The 14,710-nt window shown below is 73.0% G+C and carries 15 protein-coding genes; 2 read left to right on the forward strand and 13 right to left on the reverse strand.

The features are described 5' to 3' along the window. Window position 1 precedes the first annotated feature (1 nt). The 7 genes from STTU_RS07110 to dut form a co-directional block, all read right to left on the reverse strand. Window positions 2–430, reverse strand: coding sequence for an OB-fold nucleic acid binding domain-containing protein (locus STTU_RS07110; protein WP_009069090.1), 429 nt, complete (start codon window positions 428–430; stop codon window positions 2–4). Between the two features lie 66 nt (window positions 431–496). Continuing rightward, entirely contained in the window at window positions 497–1,177 is a 681-nt protein-coding gene (locus STTU_RS07115) for a response regulator (protein ID WP_029397251.1), read from the reverse strand. Beyond that, the gene (locus tag STTU_RS07120; protein WP_007821258.1) at window positions 1,174–3,831 is read right to left on the reverse strand and encodes a sensor histidine kinase; all 2,658 of its coding nucleotides are present in this window, start codon (window positions 3,829–3,831) and stop codon (window positions 1,174–1,176) included. The genes STTU_RS07115 and STTU_RS07120 overlap by 4 nt, the downstream gene beginning before the upstream one ends. Before the next feature lie 273 nt (window positions 3,832–4,104). Next, window positions 4,105–4,884: an SDR family NAD(P)-dependent oxidoreductase gene (locus STTU_RS07125; RefSeq protein WP_010289467.1), complete on the reverse strand. Its 780-nt coding sequence runs from the start codon at window positions 4,882–4,884 to the stop codon at window positions 4,105–4,107. Beyond that, the gene (locus STTU_RS07130; RefSeq protein ID WP_010274615.1) at window positions 4,881–5,564 is read right to left on the reverse strand and encodes a TetR/AcrR family transcriptional regulator; all 684 of its coding nucleotides are present in this window, start codon (window positions 5,562–5,564) and stop codon (window positions 4,881–4,883) included. The genes STTU_RS07125 and STTU_RS07130 overlap by 4 nt, the downstream gene beginning before the upstream one ends. Window positions 5,565–5,722: 158 nt before the next feature. Further along, complete coding sequence (locus STTU_RS07135; protein WP_007821270.1) at window positions 5,723–6,490, reverse strand: DUF3710 domain-containing protein; 768 nt, start codon at window positions 6,488–6,490, stop codon at window positions 5,723–5,725. 1 nt (window position 6,491) lies between these two features. After that, window positions 6,492–7,007 (reverse strand): dUTP diphosphatase, encoded by a 516-nt coding sequence (dut, locus tag STTU_RS07140; protein ID WP_009069086.1) that lies wholly within the window; start codon window positions 7,005–7,007, stop codon window positions 6,492–6,494. 123 nt (window positions 7,008–7,130) lie between these two features. Between dut and STTU_RS07145 the strand changes: the two genes are divergently transcribed. Then, on the forward strand, window positions 7,131–7,589 hold the full coding sequence (locus STTU_RS07145; RefSeq protein WP_007821272.1) for a DUF3093 domain-containing protein: 459 nt from the start codon (window positions 7,131–7,133) through the stop codon (window positions 7,587–7,589). Window positions 7,590–7,712: 123 nt separating this feature from the next. On the opposite strand, the gene STTU_RS07150 is transcribed toward STTU_RS07145, so the two are convergent. From STTU_RS07150 to STTU_RS07165, 4 genes are all read right to left on the reverse strand, one after another. After that, the gene (locus STTU_RS07150) at window positions 7,713–8,672 is read right to left on the reverse strand and encodes a hypothetical protein (RefSeq protein WP_007821273.1); all 960 of its coding nucleotides are present in this window, start codon (window positions 8,670–8,672) and stop codon (window positions 7,713–7,715) included. A 13-nt stretch (window positions 8,673–8,685) separates the two neighbouring features. Beyond that, window positions 8,686–8,982: a DUF4193 domain-containing protein gene (locus STTU_RS07155; protein ID WP_007821276.1), complete on the reverse strand. Its 297-nt coding sequence runs from the start codon at window positions 8,980–8,982 to the stop codon at window positions 8,686–8,688. A 451-nt stretch (window positions 8,983–9,433) separates the two neighbouring features. Then, window positions 9,434–10,771, reverse strand: a complete 1,338-nt coding sequence (locus tag STTU_RS07160) for a HAMP domain-containing sensor histidine kinase (RefSeq protein WP_043254444.1) — start codon at window positions 10,769–10,771, stop codon at window positions 9,434–9,436. Between the two features lie 7 nt (window positions 10,772–10,778). After that, window positions 10,779–11,432 carry a response regulator transcription factor gene (locus STTU_RS07165; protein ID WP_008745216.1) on the reverse strand — a complete coding sequence of 218 codons (654 nt, stop codon included), beginning with the start codon at window positions 11,430–11,432 and terminating at the stop codon, window positions 10,779–10,781. A 584-nt stretch (window positions 11,433–12,016) separates the two neighbouring features. Here STTU_RS07165 and STTU_RS07170 point away from each other — a divergent pair. Beyond that, the gene (locus STTU_RS07170; protein ID WP_010274628.1) at window positions 12,017–12,226 is read left to right on the forward strand and encodes a hypothetical protein; all 210 of its coding nucleotides are present in this window, start codon (window positions 12,017–12,019) and stop codon (window positions 12,224–12,226) included. Between the two features lie 118 nt (window positions 12,227–12,344). Here the strand turns inward: STTU_RS07170 and STTU_RS07175 are convergent, their stop codons facing one another. Further along, window positions 12,345–13,145 carry an inositol monophosphatase family protein gene (locus STTU_RS07175; RefSeq protein ID WP_007821288.1) on the reverse strand — a complete coding sequence of 267 codons (801 nt, stop codon included), beginning with the start codon at window positions 13,143–13,145 and terminating at the stop codon, window positions 12,345–12,347. 102 nt (window positions 13,146–13,247) lie between these two features. Next, window positions 13,248–14,375, reverse strand: a complete 1,128-nt coding sequence (locus STTU_RS07180; protein ID WP_043254448.1) for a ferrochelatase — start codon at window positions 14,373–14,375, stop codon at window positions 13,248–13,250. Window positions 14,376–14,710: the final 335 nt, after the last annotated feature.

Below are 14,710 nucleotides of genomic sequence, written 5' to 3' on the forward strand. Positions count from 1 at the left end.
GTTACTCCCGTCCGAGGGGCTTGAGTTCGTACTTCGGGTTGAACAGCACCCTACGGCCATGATTCATGCAGACCCGGCCCGAGGCGATCAGCTTGCGTCCCGGCTCTATCCCCGTGATGGAGCGCCTGCCGAGCCATACGACGTCGAGCGGGGCCGTGCCGTCGAAGAGTTCGGCCTCCAGGGCCGGGACCCCGGCGCGTGGCCGCAGGGTGACCGTGCGCAAGGTACCAGTTACCGTGACGAGCTGCCGGTCGCCGGCCGCGTCGATACGGGTGCAGCCCGTGGTCGTCTGGGCGTCCTCCTGGAGCTCTTCGGACTCCAGCTCCTCCTGCGGCGTGGCGAGGCGGTCCAGCATGCGGCGCAGCCGCCCTGCCGGTCGTTCCGCCTTCTCCGCCTTCTCCGGCCTGCCCGGCCTGGGAGTTCCGCTCATGATGCTCAGCCTATCGGGGACGTCGGGGGGAGGGGTTTCCCCCGTGTTCGCTGTTCTTCCCCGCGGTCACTTCTCGAACCGGTACCCCATGCCCGGCTCGGTGAGGAAGTGCCGGGGATGGGCGGGGTCCTTCTCCAGTTTCCTCCGCAACTGTGCCATGTACACGCGGAGGTAGTTCGTCTCGGTCCCGTACGAGGGGCCCCACACCTCCTGGAGCAGCTGTTTCTGCCCCACCAGGCGTCCCGCGTTGCGCACCAGGACCTCCAGGAGGTGCCACTCGGTGGGCGTGAGGCGGATGTCGCGGCCCTCGCGCCGCACCTTCTTCGCGGCGAGGTCGACGTGGAAGTTCTCCGTCTCGACGACGATCTCGCCCTCTCCCCCGGCGGGCTCCGCGCGGCGCACGGCGGCACGGAGGCGGGCGAGCAGTTCGTCCATGCCGAAGGGCTTGGTGACGTAGTCGTCCGCGCCCGCGTCGAGCGCCTCGACCTTCTCGTCGGAGCTGTGCCGCGCGGAGAGCACGAGGATCGGCACACGGGTCCAGCCGCGCAGCCCGCGGATCACCTCGACGCCGTCCATGTCGGGCAGCCCGAGGTCGAGCACGACGACGTCGGGGTGGCGGGCCGCCGCGAGCTGGAGGGCCGCGGCGCCGTCGGCGGCGGCGTCCACCTCGTAGTGGCGCGCCCTGAGGTTGATCACGAGCGCGCGGACGATCTGCGGCTCGTCGTCCACCACCAGCACGCGGGTCATGAACGAGCTGCCTTTCTGTCGGGCCTGTCGGGGGAGGAGGGCTGGGGTCGCGCGGCGCGCGGGGGGTCGTCCTCGGGCGGTACGGGACCGGGGCGGTCCTCCGGCGGGCCGGAGCCCTCGTCGGCCGCTTCGGCACTGTTCTCCTTCGGGCGGCGCCGCGCCACCGGGAGGGTGAGGACCATCGTGAGGCCGCCGCCGGGGGTGTCCTCGGCGGAGAGCGTGCCGCCCAGGGCCTCGGTGAAGCCGCGCGCGACGGCGAGGCCGAGGCCCACGCCGGAGCCGCGCGGGGCGTCCCCGTGGCGCTGGAAGGGCTCGAAGATGCGGTCCTTGGCCTCGTCGGGGACGCCCGGCCCGCGGTCGACGACGCGGAGTTCGACGCGCTCGCCGAGGGTGCTCGCGGCGACGAGGACGGGGGTGCGGGACGGGCTGTACTTGACGGCGTTCTCGACGACGTTGCCGACCGCGCGCTCCAGGAGCCCCGCGTCGACGGCGACCATCGGCAGCGTCTCGGGCACGTCGAGGTCCACGAGCGCGTCGGGAGGGAGGCCGCCGAGGGCCATCGGCACGACCTCGTCGAGGTCGATCTCGCGGATGAGCGGGGTCACGGTGCCCGTCTGGAGGCGGGACATGTCGAGGAGGTTGCCGACGAGGTGGTCGAGCCGGTCGGCGCCGTTCTCGATGGCCTCCTGGAGGGCGTCGCGGTCCTCCTCGGACCACGCGACGTCCTCGGCGCGCAGCGAGGTCACCGCCGCCTTGATCGCGGCGAGCGGGGTGCGCAGGTCGTGGCTCACGGCGGCGAGCAGCGCGGTGCGGATGCGGTTGCCCTCGGCGAGGGTGCGGGCCTGGCGGGCCTGCCGCTGAAGGCGCTCGCGGTCCAGGACGACGGCCGACTGCGCGGCGAAGGCGGCGAGGACCCGGCGGTCGGCGGCGGGCAGGACGCGCCCGGACAGCGCGAGCGCCATGTGGTCGCCGACGGGCATGTCCACGTCGGCGTCCTCGGGGCGCGCGGCGGGCTGCGGGCCGACGCTCCCGGCCGGGGTCCACGGCTCGCGGTCGCCCTCGCGCTCCAGGAGGGCCACGGAGTGCATCGCGAAGGTCTCGCGGACGCGGTCGAGGAGGGCGTCGAGCGTCGTCTCGCCCCGCAGCACGTCCCCCGCCAGGAAGGAGAGGATCTCCGACTCGGCGCGCAGGCGGGCCGCCTGGTGGGTGCGGCGGGCCGCGAGATCGACGACCGAGGCGACCGCGACGGCGACCGAGAAGAAGATGACGATCGCGACGATGTTCGAAGGGTCACTGATGGTGAACGTGTGCGTCGGCGGCGTGAACCAGAAGTTCAGCAGCAGGGAGCCGACGGCGGCCGAGGCGAGCGCGGGGACGAGGCCGCCGAGGAGGGCGGCGCCCACGGTGAGGAAGAGGAAGAGCAGGACGTCGTTGGCGAGGCCGGGGCCCTCGTCGAGCGAGCGCAGCACGAGGGCGAGGAGGACGGGCCCGCCGACGCCGACGAGCCAGCCGGTGAGGATGCGGGAGCGGCCGAGGCGGGCGCCGCGCGCCACGGGCAGGCCGCGGCCCTTCGCCGCCGCCTCGTGCGTGACGATGTGGACGTCCAGGTCGGGGCCCGACTCGCGGGCGACCGTCATGCCGACGCCGGGCCCGAGGGCGTACTGCCAGCTGCGGCGGCGCGAGGAGCCGAGGACGATCTGCGTGGCGTTGACGCCCTTCGCGAAGTCGAGCAGCGCGGCCGGTATGTCGTCGCCTATGACGTGGTGGAAGGTGCCGCCGAGGTCCTCGACGAGCGTGCGCTGGACGGCCAGCTCCTTGGGGCTCGCGGCGGTGAGGCCGTCGCTGCGGGCGATGTAGACGGCGAGGATCTCGCTGCCGGAGCCCTTGGCGGCCATGCGGGCGGCGCGGCGGATGAGGGTGCGTCCCTCGGGGCCGCCCGTGATGCCGACGACGATGCGTTCGCGGGCCTGCCAGGTGGACTCGATGTTGTGCTCGCCCCGGTACTGCTGGAGGTACTCGTCGACGCGGTCGGCGGTCCACAGCAGGGCGAGTTCGCGCAGCGCGGTGAGGTTGCCGGGGCGGAAGTAGTTGGCGAGGGCCGCGTCGACCTTGTCGGGGGCGTAGACGTTGCCGTGCGCGAGGCGGCGGCGCAGCGCCTGGGGCGACATGTCGACCAGCTCGATCTGGTCCGCGCGGCGCACGACCTCGTCGGGCACGGTCTCGCGCTGGGTGACGCCGGTGATCGACTCGACGACGTCGCCGAGCGATTCGAGGTGCTGGATGTTGACGGTCGAGACGACGTCGATCCCTGCGGCGAGCAGTTCCTCGACGTCCTGCCAGCGCTTGGCGTTGCGGGCGCCGGGGACGTTCGTGTGGGCGAGTTCGTCCACGAGGACGACGGCGGGGGCGCGGCGCAGGACCGCGTCGACGTCCATCTCGGTGAAGGCGGCGTCACGGTGCGTGTGGTGGGCGCGGGGCAGCTCTTCGAGCCCGGTGAGCAGCACTTCCGTGCGGGGACGGGCGTGGTGCTCGACGTAGCCGACCACGACGTCGGTGCCGCGCTCCAGGCGGCGGTGGGCCTCGGCGAGCATGGCGTACGTCTTGCCGACGCCGGGGGCGGAGCCGAGGTAGATACGGAGTTTGCCGCGGGCCATACGTGCATTGTCCGTGGTGACGGTCGGTGGTGTCGCCCTGGCCGGGTTTGCGGGGGCGACCTTGACGCGACTCTGACGCCTGTCAGCGATTCACCGTCACGGGGCTCGGCCCCGAACCCCGCTCCTCAAGCGCCGGAGGGGCTGAAGAATGCCTCACGCGGCAACAAATCAGCCCCTCCGGTGCTTGGGGAGCGGTCCGGGGCGGAGCCCCGGAAGAGGGGCCGGGAGCACCGCTCCCCGGCGCGGAACCCGGACCGCTCCCGCACACCCGCGTCAGCGCGCCGTGTAGCCGCCGTCCACCAGGTGGTAGCTGCCCATGACGAAGGAGGCGCGGTCCGAGAGGAGGAAGGCGATGACCTCCGCGACCTCCTCGCCCGTGCCGAGGCGGCCCGCCGGGTGGAGGGAGACGAGGCCGTCGTGGGCGGCCTCGTCCATGTTCTTCAGGAGCGGGGTCTCGATGAAGCCGGGGCCCACCGCGTTGATGCGGATGCCCTGCGTCGCGTACTCCATGGCCGCGGTCTTGGTGAGGCCGACCACTCCGTGCTTGGCGGAGGAGTAGGCGACGGCGTTCGGGAAGCCGACGGAGCCGAGGATGGACGCCGTGTTGACGATCGCGCCCTTGCCCGCGGCGGCCATGACCGGGATCTGGTAGCGCATCCCGTAGAAGACGCCGCTGAGGTTGGTCGCGATGACGCGGTCCCAGTTGTCGACGGAGTACTCGCCGGTCGGGGCGCTCTCGCCGCTGATGCCCGCGTTGTTGACGGCGAGGTCGAGCCCGCCGAAGGTCTTCACGGCGAAGTCGACGGCCGCCTCGACGGACGCGGCGTCGGTGACGTCCACGGCGACCGCGGCGGCCTCCACGCCCTCCCTCTTGAGCGCGGCGACGGCCGCCTCGGCGCCGTCCTTGTTGTAGTCGGCGACGACGACCTTCGCGCCGCCGCGGCCGAGGCGCTGGGCGGTGGCGAGGCCGATGCCGGAGGCGGCCCCCGTGACGAAGGCGGTCTTGCCGGCGAATTCGGTGGTGTCGACGGTGCTCGTGGCGTTGGTGCTCATGGAATGTCGCTTTCCGTGCTGTGCTGCGGCGGGACCGGAACCCGGCCCGCCTCGGTGACGAGGGTCGCGTAGACGCGGTCGACGAGGGCCGGCAGGTCCTCGCCGCTCGCGTGGCCGCCGCGTACCCAGAGCCTGAGGGCGGCGAGGAGTACACCCGCCGCCGCCCCGACGACGGCCGCCGGGCGCGGATCGCGCTCGGGGTCGACGCCCAGTCGCGTCGCGAGGATGCGTACCGACTCGGCCTGGGCCTCGACGCGGACCCGCTCGAAGGCGGCGAACATGGTGGGTTCGCTGTCTACGAGCGCGAAGATCCCCGCGTATCCGGGGCTGTCCTGCCAGGCGTGGGCGGGGTCGGCGAGCCAGTCGGCGACGGCCGCGCGATAGGCGGACAGCGGCGGTTCGTGGTCCGGGCGGGCGCGCAGGGCCGCGTTGATGCGCTCGGTGTCGGCGCGCGCGAAGTCGAGCGCGGCCTCCTCCTTGCCGGAGAAGTACCGGCTGAACGTGCGCCGGGTGACGTCCGCGCGCTCGGCGATCGCCTCGACGGTGACGGAGTCGAGTCCCTCTTCGAGGACCAGCTCCATCGCCGCGCGGGCCAGCGCCTCCCTGGTCCGCAGGGCCTTGCGGCGCCTGCGGTCCTCGGGTGCGGGCGAGTGCGCCCGCCGCGTCTCCTCGGCCTTCATGCCTTCCACCGTACTCCTGTTTTGTCTCATGGGGACATGTGTCCCGTGGGGACTTTTACCAGTCGGGTGCGGGGGGGCGGGTACGACGAAGGGGCCGCACCCCCGTACTGGGAGTGCGGCCCCTTCGGCCGTACGCGGACGAGCTGCGCCCCGCGCGCTCAGCGGATCTCGGTGATCTCCGGGCCACGGGCGAGCTGGCCCATGTCGCCGCCGAAGCGCGAACCGGAGCCCTGGCGGTCCTGCTGCACGCCCTCGGGCACCATCTGCGCGTCCTCGGGGAGCTTGAGCACGATCGGGTCGCGGGGGGCCATCGGGCCCTCGCCGCGCACCACCACCGTGTCGCGCACGATCTGCTCCAGGACCCCGGCGGCCTGCGGCTGCACCGCGCCCTGGCCGGAGATGACCCCGCGCAGGAACCAGCGCGGGCCGTCGACGCCGACGAAGCGCACGACCTGCTGGCCGCTCTTGCCGTCCGGGAGTTGGATCGGGACCTGCGCGCGCAGCTCCCAGCCGAGCGGGCCCTCGATCTCGTCGATCAGGCCGCCCTGGCGGGTGATGCCACTCGCGATCTCCTCGCGCACCTCGCCCCAGATGCCCTCGTTCTTGGGCGCCGCGAAGCCCTGGAGCTGTACCGCGCTGTCGCCGAGGACGACGGTGGCGGCGACGATCGCGTCGCCCGCGACCTCCACCCGCAGCTCCATGCCCTCGACCCCGGGCACGAAGAGACCGCCGAGGTCGACGCGCCCCTCGCCCGGCTCGTGCAGCTCGGAGATGTCCCAGGGCCCGTCGGGCCGGGGGGCCGGCGGAAGGCTGCGACGCCCGGCACCCGATGCGGAATCCCCATCGGCAGCCTGCGCGTCCGCGACCTGCTCGGTCTCGCTCTCCGCGTCTTCCGCGGCACCGCTGTTCTTGCGACGTCCGAACACGTCACTGTCCTTCCCGGTCGGATACGACCGAAGCGTAACCGTTCCCACCCGTGCCATCGCCCACGGCCGCATGCCCGCCCGTGGACCCGAAACCGCCCGCCGCGCGCACCGAACCGGGGAGTTCACCGACCTCCCGGAACGCGGCCCGCTCGACGCGCTGGATCACCAGCTGCGCAATCCGGTCGAAGCGCTCGAACCGCACCGGCTCGCGCGGATCGAGGTTCACCACGATCACCTTGATCTCCCCACGGTACCCGGCATCCACCGTCCCCGGGGCATTCACGAGTGCCACTCCGCACCGGGCCGCGAGCCCCGAGCGGGGGTGCACGAAGGCCGCGTACCCCTCGGGGAGCGCGAGCGCGACGCCGGTCGGCAGGACCGCGCGCTCGCCGGGGGCGAGCACGGCGGCCCCGGTCGTGACGAGGTCGGCGCCCGCGTCACCGGGGTGCCCGTAGGCGGGGAGCGGCACATCGGGGTCGAGCCGCCGCAGCAGCACGGTCAGGGGCTCAGGCTTCACTGTTCACTCCGGTGACTTCTGTCCGGCGGCACGGACGGGTACGACGTGTGCGCGTTCGGTGTCCGGCGCCCGACCCTACCCGCGCCGCGAGAGGGCACAGGTCGCCGTGCCAAGCTTGGATTCATGCAGCCTTACGAAGAACGTCTGACGGCGCCCCGTTCGTGGTGGGCGGTCTGTGTCCTGGTCGGGATCGTCTGCGCCCTCGTGGCGCTGCCGTTCGGGACCCTGCCCCTGCTCGGGGCGCTCGTCGCGGGGGTCGCCGTGTCCGCGGTGATCACCAGCTCGTACGGCTCGGCGCGCATCCGCGTCGTGGGCGGGGCGCTCGTCGCCGAGGAGGCGAAGCTCCCGGTGACCGCGCTGGGCGAGGGCGAGATCCTGGACCCCGAGGCGGCGCGCGACTGGCGGCTGCACAAGGCGGACCCGCGGGCGTTCATGCTGCTGCGCGCCTACATCCCGACGGCGGTGCGCGTGCCGGTCACCGACCCGGCCGACCCCACCCCGTACCTCTACCTCTCCACGCGCGAGCCGCGGCGGCTCCTGGACGCGATCGAGGCGGCGCGGGAGACGAGCCCGGCGGCCTGAGCCCTCCGGGGGCTTGAGCCTGTGGGAACTTGGTCCCCTTCGGGGGGCTTGACCAAGATTTTGGGGCCCCGCGCCACCGGGGCGTGCGTCACCGGGCCGTCCGGAGCCGGCCCTGCGCCCGGCTCAGGAGTCGGCATCCCTTCGCGGACCCGGCAGCCCCGGGTACGGCTCCTCCGGCGCCTCCAGCGCGGGCAGCCCCTCCAGGCGCTCCCACGCGATCGCGCGCTTGCGCAGGTCCGCGCGCACGTGCTCGGCGAGCTTCCTCGTGTCCCTGCGGTTCATGTACGCGCCCACGGCGGCGCCGATGAGGAAGGGCACGAGGTTCGGCAGATTGCGGATCGTGCGCTTCATGATCTGCTGCCGCAGCTCGCGTGCCGCCTGGCCGCTGAGCCCTCCGGCGGTGAGCGAGAGGGGCTTGCTCAGGTCGACGCCGCGTTCCTGGGTCCAGGCGGTGAGGTAGGCGGAGCTGCGCTGCGCCCGTGTGCCGGGCGGGCGGTGCCCGTAGACCTCGTGAAGTTCGGCGACGAGCTTCAGCTCGATCGCGGCGACGGCGGTGATCTCGGCGGCGAGTTCGGCCGGCAGCGCGGGCGGCACGGGCATCATCGCGGCGGCACCGATCGACGCACCGACGGCGGAGGCCGAGCGGGCCGCGCCGTTGACGAGTTTGTCGGCCAGTTCCTCCGGGCCGAGGCCCGGGAACTGGCGGCGAAGAGTGGCGAGATCGCGCACCGGCACGCGAGGCGCGGTCTCGATGATGCGGTCGGCGAGGAAGCCGACCGCCGCGCGGGCGGAATCACGCCCGCGCCGGAGCCCCTGCCCCACGCCGGAGCGCAGGGTGGTGAGCCTGCCGCCGCGCGGGGGCTTGTCGCCCCGTGCGGCTGCCGTGTCCCGCCCGAGGGTGGTGCCCGGCTCCTCGGCCCCGGTGGGGGGCTGCTGAGCCGGGAGAAGGGCCGCAGCGGCGTCCTGCGCGTCCTGCTCGTCGAGCGAGGCCGCCCGGCCTCGCTCGTTCGCGCGTGCACGCCGCTCCGGGCCGTCCGACGACGCGGTGCGCCGCCGCTTCCAGGGAGGGGTCGAGCCGTTCACGCCCGCCCCGCCCTCAGTCGCAGTCGCGGCAGATCGGCTGCCCGTTCTTCTCCCGCGCGAGCTGGCTTCGGTGGTGCACCAGGAAGCAGCTCATGCAGGTGAATTCGTCCTGCTGCTTGGGCAGGACGCGGACGGCCAGCTCCTCGTTGGAGAGGTCGGCCCCTGGCAGCTCCATCCCGGCCGCCTCCTCGAACTCGTCGACGTCGACGGTCGAGGTGGTCTTGTCATTGCGCCGGGCCTTGAGCTCTTCGAGGCTGTCCTCGTTGAGGTCGTCATCGGTCTTGCGTGGAGTGTCGTAGTCCGTAGCCATGTCGCTCTCCCCCTCTGGGTTCTGTGCGGTGTCTCAGCGCTCGTAACGCGTGAGAGGCCGGACTTGTGCCCGACCCGAGGCGGAGATTTTGCCTCACATCAAGGTCTGTTACTCAATCGACACTTCTTGCGCCCCCTTGACCAGGGGCGTAGGGAAGTGCTGGTGCGCACCGTAACCGGTACGACAGTCGCACCGGGGACGGGCCTCCCCGTGTACTTCCCGTGATCGACCCCTGCGAAAACCCCGATTTTCCGGGCTTTTCGGGGCCCTCAGGAGTCACCCATTGTGAATGTCTGAAAACCCGCTCTTGTGATCGATCACACAGGCCGAACACGGGCGCAGGTCCCGAAAATTCCTCCCAAAGCGAACAAGACAACCGCGACCCAGTGCGTCGTCTCCCGTGTCGGGCGACCCGGCGAACACGTATCGCATTCCCTCCGACACGTTCCGCTCACAGCGGGAGTGTGACCCGCATCACGAGCCCGCCCCCCTCCCGCGGCTCGGCGTGGATGCGCGCGCCGTGCGCCCGGACGATGGAGCGCACGATCGACAGGCCGAGGCCCGCGCCCTTGTCGCTGCCCGTGCGTGCGGTGCGCAGGCGGCGGAAGGGCTCGAAGATGTTGTCGATCTCGTACGCGGGCACAACGGGCCCCGTGTTGCTCACGACGAGGACCGCCTGCCCGTGCTGGGCCTCGGTGGTCACCTCGACCCAGCCGCGCTCCGGGGCGGCCTCCTCGCCGTCCTCCACGGGCCCGGCCGGGGGTGGCGGCACGTTGTAGCGGATCGCGTTCTGCACGAGGTTGAGGGCGACGCGTTCCAGGAGCACGCCGTTGCCGTCGACGACCGCGGGGGCGCGCGTGCCCCGGATCTCCACGTCCCGCGCCGCCGCCTCGCCGCGCGCCTGGTCGATGGCGCGGTCCGCGACCTCGGCGAGGTCGACGGGGCCTCGCTCGACGAGCTGGTTGTCGCTGCGGGCAAGCAGGAGCAGGCCCTCGACGAGTTGTTCGCTGCGCTCGTTGGTCGCGAGCAGGGTCTTGCCGAGCTGCTGGAGTTCGGGTGGCGCCCCCGGATCGGAGAGCTGGACCTCCAGGAGGGTGCGGTTGATCGCGAGCGGGGTCCGCAGCTCGTGCGAGGCGTTGGCGACGAAGCGCTGCTGGGCGGTGAAGGCGCGCTCCAGGCGCTCCAGCATCTCGTCGAAGGTGTCGGCGAGCTCCTTCAGCTCGTCGTCCGGACCGTCGAGCTTGATCCGCCGGGTGAGGTCGGAACCTGCCACCTGACGCGCCGTCCTGGTGATCCGCCCGAGCGGGGACAGGACGCGGCCCGCCATCGCGTAGCCGAAGGCGAAGGCGATGACGCTGAGCCCGAGGAGGGCGAGGAGCGAGCGCGAGAGCAGGTGGTCGAGGGCGCGCTGGCGCTGCTGGTTCACGCAGTCGTTGAGCGCGGCCTGGAAGTCCGCCTGGGAGTGCACGGCGCCGGACATGTCCGCGAGCTGCGGGCATGTGTCGCTGGAGAAGCGCACCTCGCCGCTGGAGATCTGGAAGGGCAGCTTCTGGCCGACGCCGACCGCCTGCACGGCGAGCAGATAGATGATCGAGAGCAGCAGGATGCCCGCGATGAGGAACATCCCGCCGTAGAGCAGGGTGAGCCTTATCCGGATGGTCGGGCGCAGCCAGGGGAACGGCGGCTCGGCCGCGCTGAACGGGGGGCGGGCGGGCTTGGGCGGGACGGGCGGGCGGCCGGGGGGCCGGGGCGCGCGGGCAGCGCCCTGCCGGGAGGGGGACGGGGCCATGGGGAACTCAGATCCGGTAGCCGGAGCCGGGGACCGTGACGATGACGGCGGGCTCGCCGAGCTTGCGGCGCAGGGTCATCACGGTGACCCGGACGACGTTGGTGAAGGGGTCGGTGTTCTCGTCCCACGCCTTCTCCAGGAGCTGCTCGGCCGAGACGACCGCGCCCTCGCTGCGCATGAGCACTTCGAGGACGGCGAACTCCTTGGGCGCGAGCTGGATCTCCCTGCCGTCCCGGAAGATCTCCCTGCGGTTGGGATCCAGCTTGATCCCGGCCCGCTCCAGGACGGGCGGCAGCGGCACGCTCGTACGCCTGCCGAGGGCGCGGACGCGGGCGATCAGCTCGCTGAAGGCGAAGGGCTTGGGCAGGTAGTCGTCCGCGCCCAGCTCCAGTCCCTCGACCCGGTCGCTGACGTCCCCCGACGCGGTGAGCATGAGGACCCGGGTGGGCAGTCCCAGCTCGACGACGCGGCGGCAGACGTCGTCGCCGTGCACGAGGGGGAGGTCGCGGTCCAGGACGAGGACGTCGTAGTCGTTGACCTCGACGCGCTCCAGGGCCGCGGCTCCGTCGTACACGACGTCGACCGCCATGGCCTCCCGGCGCAGTCCGGTGGCCACCGCATCGGCGAGCAACTGCTCGTCCTCGACGACGAGTACGCGCACGTGGCTGGTCCTTTCCGTGGACGCCCCCGGCAGGGGGACGCGGCGCGCGGACCCGCCCGCTCCGGGGCGGGTGGCGGTGCGCGCACGACGACAGATGGTGGAGCCTCCATCCTGCCCCTTTCGGCCATAAACCGGCGGTAAGCGCTTAGCCACGCCTTATCACTGGGCGTGCACGGGGCCGGGGACGTCCCGGCGCGCGACGCGTGATCGCGGGACGCGCGTGCACAGGATCACGGAACGGGGGTCCGCGTGATCGCGGACCGCTCGTCCGTCCGGTCACGGACCGCGCCCCCGCCCGGTCACGGACCGTGCGTCCGCGTGATCGCGGGACGTGCGCGAGGGAAACCCGGCGCGTCCACCGGGGGAAATCCATGTATCCGTCCACGAATTCGCGCGACTACGGAGCGGGGAGGTTTCCGGAACCGGCGCGCTGGGGATGACCCCAGGACACCCCGCGATCACGTCCGGTCCGCGGCACGCCCTCACGGCGTGCCGCTCCGCTTTGAGCCGAGCGGCACCGGCTGACCGCCCCTGTCTGGCACACCCCGTGCCGCCGACCCACGACCATGACGAGGGGGCGCACCATGGACGCTTTCACCGCCGCGCTGCTCCAGCGCATAAGGAACACCAAGTCCGACCTCGACCGGGCGCGTCGCAGCGGCGACGACTTCCTGGTGGACGTGGAGGAATCGGACCTGGACGATCTGCGCCGGCTCGCCGCCGAGCACGGAGTCGACTTCGACGCCGTGCAGGCCGCCGACCACGCGCCGTCCCGCCCGGTCCAGCACGCCTGAGCGGCGGCGGCTCCCCCGGCCGCCGCCCGAGGCGCGTCACGTCCCGTACGTACGTCACGCGAGCGAAGGGGCCGGTACGCAGCACGCGTACCGGCCCCTTCGTCCGTTCCCGCCCCGCTCAGTCGTGCCAGGCCCCCAGCTCCTCCAGGCGTGCCTGGAGGCTCTCGAAGAGGCCGGGAGGGGCCGCGACGGTCAGCTCGGGGCTGAGCGGTTCGCCGGGGCGGCCGCCGGTGAGGGCCCCCGCCTCGCGGGCGATGAGGTCGCCGGCCGCGTAGTCCCAGGGGTTGAGGCCCCGCTCGTAGTACGCGTCGAGCCGCCCCGCCGCGACGTCGCACAGGTCGATCGCGGCCGAGCCGCCGCGCCGGATGTCGCGCACCGAGGTGATGAGCCCGGCGATGACCTCGGCCTGGTGGGCCCGGCGCTCGGCGAGGTAGCCGAAGCCGGTGCCGACGAGCGCCCGGCCCTCCTCGGCCGGGGGCCGCACACGCAGCGCCCGCTCCCCGAGCCAGGCCCCGCCGCCCCGTACCGCGTGGTAGACCTCGCCGCGCACGGGCGCGTCCACGACGCCGACGATCGTCTCGCCGTCCCGCTGCGCCGCTATCGAGACGCACCAGCTCGGCAGCCCGTACAGGTAGTTCACCGTCCCGTCCACGGGGTCGACGACCCAGCGCACCCCGCTCGTGCCCTCGCGGCTCGCGCCCTCCTCCCCCAGCACGCCGTCCTCGGGCCGGTGCTCGGCGAGGAAGCCGGTGATGAGCTTCTCGGAGGCGAGGTCCATCTCGGTCACGACGTCGACGGGACTGGTCTTGGTCGCGGCGACACCGAGATCGGCGGGCCGCGAGTCCCGCAGGAACGCACCTGCCCGGCGGGCGGCTTCGAGGGCGAGGGGGAGCAGTTCCCGGGCAAGCGGGTCGGTCATGGTTCTCCTAGGTCGAGCTGGCAGGGAACCCCGTCCCTCGGACGAGTGAGGAGCGGGTCCGGGACGGACCGGGTCCGGGACGGGCCCCGGAAGGCCGGGCGGCTAGGACCCGGCCGCCGCGGGGCGCGGTGCCCGCGCGGGGCAGCATCCGACCGGGCACACGTCGTGGCTGGCGCCCAGGGACCCGAGCACGCACCGCGCGGGCTGCTCCCCCCGCTCGACGGCGGCCCGCTCCAAAACGAGTTCCCGCACCGCCGCCGCGAACCGCGGATCGCTTCCCACCGTCGGGGACCTCCGCACCGGCAGCCCCAGCTCCGCCGCCTTCGCCGTCGCCTCCGTGTCGAGGTCGTAGAGGACCTCCATGTGGTCCGAGACGAACCCGATCGGCACCATGACCACCGCCGGGACCCCGGCCGCGTGCTCCGCCTCCAGGTGATCGCAGATGTCGGGCTCCAGCCACGGGATGTGCGGGGCGCCGCTGCGGGACTGGTAGACGAGGCGCCACGCGTGGTCGACGCCGGTCCGCTCGCGCACGGCGGCGTGGATGAGCGCGGCGACGTCGAGGTGTTCCGCGACGTACGCACCGCCGTCGCCGTGCGCCTCCGGGGCACCGGAGGTGTCGGCCGCCGAGACGGGGATGGAGTGCGTCGTGAAGGCGAGGTGCGCCCCCTCCCGCACGTCCTCGGGCAGTTCCGCGAGGGAGCGGAGGACGCCGTCGATCATCGGCTCGACGAAGCCGGGGTGGTTGAAGTAGTGCCGCAGCTTGTCGACGACCGGAACCTGAAGGCCCTCGGCCTCCAGGACGGCGAGCGCATCGGCGAGGTTCTCGCGGTACTGGCGGCAGCCGGAGTAGGAGGCGTAGGCGCTCGTGCAGAGGACGGCGATGCGGCGGCGGCCGTCCTTGACCATCTCGCGGAGCGTGTCCGTGAGGTAGGGGGCCCAGTTGCGGTTGCCCCAGTAGACGGGCAGGTCGAGGCCGTGCCCGGCGAAGTCGGTGCGCAGGGCTTCGAGCAGTTCGCGGTTCTGGCCGTTGATCGGGCTGACGCCGCCGAAGAGGAAGTAGTGCTGCCCGACCTCCTTGAGCCGTTCGCGGGGGATGCCCCGCCCCCGGGTCACGTTCTCCAGGAAGGGGACGACGTCCTCGGGTCCTTCGGGGCCGCCGAAGGAGAGCAGCAGGAGGGCGTCGTAGGGGGTGGCCCCCCAGGCGGTGGGATCGAGAGCTTCGGCCATGGCTCCGATCCTGCCACCAGCGGTACGGCGCACGACGCCCGCCCCGCGCGTGTCCGGCCCACCGCGCGGGGCGGCCCGGTTCTCGTACCCCGGCCGCCCCGGCCCGTACACCGCACGCCGCCCGCGCCCGTACGCCGCCACGGCCCACCCCCGCGAGCCCGCCCGCCCGGCCCGTACGCCCGCGCCCGCGCCTCCGCCGCCCGCCCCCGTACCGCCCCGCCGCACCCGTGCGAAAACCCGCCCGAATGCGTAAGCTCACCGGACCGGGTTCACTGCTTACCTTTCAGTCCTCCCGCCCCTCCTCCCCCCGCACACGACGGCCCTGTCCGCCCTGT

It is taken from the genome of Streptomyces sp. Tu6071 (assembly GCF_000213055.1).
GTDB classification, from domain to species: Bacteria; Actinomycetota; Actinomycetes; order Streptomycetales; family Streptomycetaceae; genus Streptomyces; species Streptomyces evansiae.